This is a genomic window from Cedecea sp. NFIX57 (genome assembly GCF_900177785.1).
Lineage (GTDB): Bacteria > Pseudomonadota > Gammaproteobacteria > Enterobacterales > Enterobacteriaceae > Cedecea > Cedecea neteri_C.
Map to the genome: position 1 here is coordinate 1 of NZ_FXAS01000087.1, position 3,148 is coordinate 3,148.

Below are 3,148 nucleotides of genomic sequence, written 5' to 3' on the forward strand. Positions count from 1 at the left end.
CGCTGTGACGTTCTGTTCGCCATGATGCGTGACGGTACTTTTTATACCCCTGCGGCATCATAAGCATGCTTGACAACTTAATAGGGGCACCCCCCTGATAATGGGGCGAATATGCCGTCGGACGCATTTAACCTTATAATTAATCTAAGGAATGAATATGAATAGCTTATCCACTACCGACGACTCACTCGTCGTCGGCAAACTCCCTGCCGGTATATCTGTTAACTCAATGGAGGTCGACTTTCCCGACGCGGTCTCACACCGCTCGGCAAAAATCTTCGGTAACGAGAAAAATAATCTCCCCGTCCGGGTCCGCTTTAAAATTATCCGGACCGATGAAAATAATAATGTCACCGATGAATGGAAAGACAAGGTTTATCTTTACGACACATCCTCAAAGAAAGCGCTTTCCGGTAGCGTCGGTATACACGACGGAACCAGCAATGAGCTGTTCTGCAGTCTGAGTAAAAATGATTACACCCTGGGGTTTTATGACAACGGGGGTGGGGAGACGCCGGTTTCTGCTGATGGTACGGCGGAAAAGGTATTTTATGTGAGTAGTCTGTCTGTAATGCACTCCGCGAAGGAGTTTAAGCTGGGGGCATTTCTGTCGCCGGAGCACAGTGCCACCCCCATCGGTGACGGCAGCGATGCCTCCAGCCAAGAAAAGGCGACCGTCGCTCTGACCGTTATGGAGCCGATTGATTATACCAACGCCTCGGCGTGGGGGGGGGCAACAAAGGGCGGTGAGACCGACATTTCCTTCCATGGTAATCTTGTGCTCGAGGCTCGTGGTGAAAAAAGTGTTGATGAAAATAAGGTGTCAGGGAAATATACCACCTGGCAGCTCCGTCATTTCATGTTGAAGGATAATTCCCCTATCAGGCTGACTGTCACCAGCGCCGGAGGGGCAGAAGACGGTAAACTGGCCCCCAGCCAGGGCGCCGTGGCCTCATCTGAACAGACCATCAATCCTGAAACCCGCTTTAATGCCTGGGTCGTCCCTGTGCAGGGAAAAGCGTTAACCATCACTCCCCGGGAAACCGCTCAGAACCATACATTTGTGGAAGTGAAGATCCCGATAACGCTCCTCTCCTTCAGCCACGGACTGAATTATAACACCCAGGATATTTCTGTTATGCAGGCATCAGTGACGGTTAAGGATAATGATTTTTCTGTTCAAACCAGTAACGACCTGACGGGCATAGTGAACATCCGTGACAATGTGGGACATTAACAGCTCCTCCGGGTGACCTGTAGCACCGACGGCCGACCGGCCGTCACCGGCAAAGGCTGACACCTGCTCCGTCCGGGCGCCGACATGCCGGCGCCCCTTCCCGCCACGGTGTCATGGCCGTTTCTGAGAGATTCACCCCTGCATTTCCGTTAAACATGACCCGGCGCATCCTGAAAGATGTTATTGAAAAACTTTAAAACCAGCGATAAAGCGTGAGCTGGTCAGCTGTCTGACCGTGCAGTTTGCCATGAGCTTACGTCAGGCATGCAGATTGTTATCACTGAGCAGGAACGTGTATCTTTACCAGCCTTACACTCGCCGGGATGAACCAGTGATTCTGGCACCGACTGAGCTGGCAGCACGTTATACGCAATATGGTTTAAAGAAGCTGTTTCAGCTGCTTCGCAGGCAGGGCAGCATCTGGAACCATAAGCGTGTTTACTGCCGGTTAAAGCTGTATTTTTGTCGGAAAGGAAAGCTGCGTTTGCCTGTGTGTAACCTGACACCACTGGCCACGCCGGAAGCGCAAAACCAGAGCAGGTCTATCGATTTTATGCACGCCCGCTGGGCTGCGGCAGGCGCTTTCGTACCTTCAATATAGTGGATGATTTTAATCGTGAAGCGCCGGCGATAGAAATCGACCTGAATATCCCGACTCAACGTGCCGTCCGGGTCCTGGACAGAATAGTGGCAAGCCGCGGCTACCCGCTGAAGATGCGAATGGATAACGGGCCAGAACTGGTCTCACTGGCACTCGTCACAATGGGCTGAAAAACATGGCGCGCAGCTCGAATTTATCAAGCCGGGCAAATCGACACAGAACGCGTTTATCGAACGTTTTAACCGAACTTACCGGACAGTAATCTAGGATTTTTCTCTGTCAGCCCCCAGGATGAAGCCCGGGAAATCACGGAATGCTGGCTGAATGAATACAACAGCGAGCGTCCCCATGAATCCCTGAAAAACCTGACGCCGGAGGAATACCGGCTGGGATCAAAAGGTCGGAATCTCTGATTTAACCTGGCATCGATATTGGGATGGGATCAAAAAAACGGAACTCTCAAAAAGTACGTGGAACTAAAGCTGGGATACTTACAGGTGCAACTTCCTGCTGAGATACAACATAATCCAGTTTATATCCTGATGCTGAAGGGTCGTTGTGGGCAGTGCAACAGAAACTTATGAAGAAGCATGTGAACGGATCCGATTGAGGCCAAGAGAGAAGGGGGATATTTACTACCCCACTCTCAACACGTGTTGTTTGTCTCAGAAGGTATAGCTAATACCTACAGTGAGCTCGGTAACGTCGTGTTTATTGACCATCGGGCTATTGCTTATGGTTGAAGGATAAAATCGTCCCGTGATTTCTCCCCAAGTATTCCATTGGTTTGACCAGGCATAATTCATCGCCAGTTGTAAGTAAGGCACATAACTGTCGTTTGGGCACCAGATGGAAAGGCCGCTACGTTCAGACTCTTTATCTGTTATCCCATAATAATAACGTGTATTTTGCGTATTCGACCAGTCAACGCCCACCTCAGGGACCAGGGTAAAATTCCCCCACTGCTGCAGTAGAATATAGGATACATTCAATGTTACTCCCTTACTGTTATTCAGCGTGTCAGCGCCCACTGTTGTGCTGAAAGCTCCAACAGGGGAGATATACAGCCAGGTAAAGCCGCCCATCATCGTGCTGTAGCGACTATTGAGGCTGCGCATAGCCGAATTGCGACCATCGGAAGAACTATATTGATTAGTGTAGTAATAGAGTTTTGCACGGAAAAGTTGAGTATCGGTATTGATAAAATTATATCCAGACCCTGTACACGATTCTGTGTAAATGCCTTTTCTCAGAAGTGACCATCCAGGCGGTCACCAAACTCGATAATAAAGCGGCTCATTGCCATACGC

2 protein-coding genes and 1 pseudogene are annotated in these 3,148 nt (G+C 49.9%); 2 read left to right on the forward strand and 1 reads right to left on the reverse strand.

The window, feature by feature from the left end; all coding sequences use genetic code 11:
- The first annotated feature begins 157 nt into the window (after positions 1-157).
- Together B9Y90_RS25705 and B9Y90_RS25710 are read left to right on the forward strand one after the other, a co-directional pair.
- A complete protein-coding gene (locus B9Y90_RS25705; RefSeq protein WP_085543108.1) occupies positions 158-1,237 on the forward strand; it encodes a hypothetical protein in 1,080 nt (359 codons plus the stop codon).
- A 164-nt stretch (positions 1,238-1,401) separates the two neighbouring features.
- Positions 1,402-2,318: pseudogene (locus B9Y90_RS25710) on the forward strand (IS3 family transposase); the annotation flags it as partial.
- Between the two features lie 185 nt (positions 2,319-2,503).
- Here B9Y90_RS25710 and B9Y90_RS25715 read toward each other — a convergent pair.
- Complete coding sequence (locus B9Y90_RS25715; RefSeq protein ID WP_085543109.1) at positions 2,504-3,091, reverse strand: MipA/OmpV family protein; 588 nt, start codon at positions 3,089-3,091, stop codon at positions 2,504-2,506.
- Positions 3,092-3,148: the final 57 nt, after the last annotated feature.

What these genes read in the sequence shown, in the direction of transcription:
- B9Y90_RS25705 (WP_085543108.1), top strand. Translation starts at nt 158, where the DNA reads ATGAATAGCTTATCCACTACCGACGACTCACTCGTCGTCGGCAAACTC.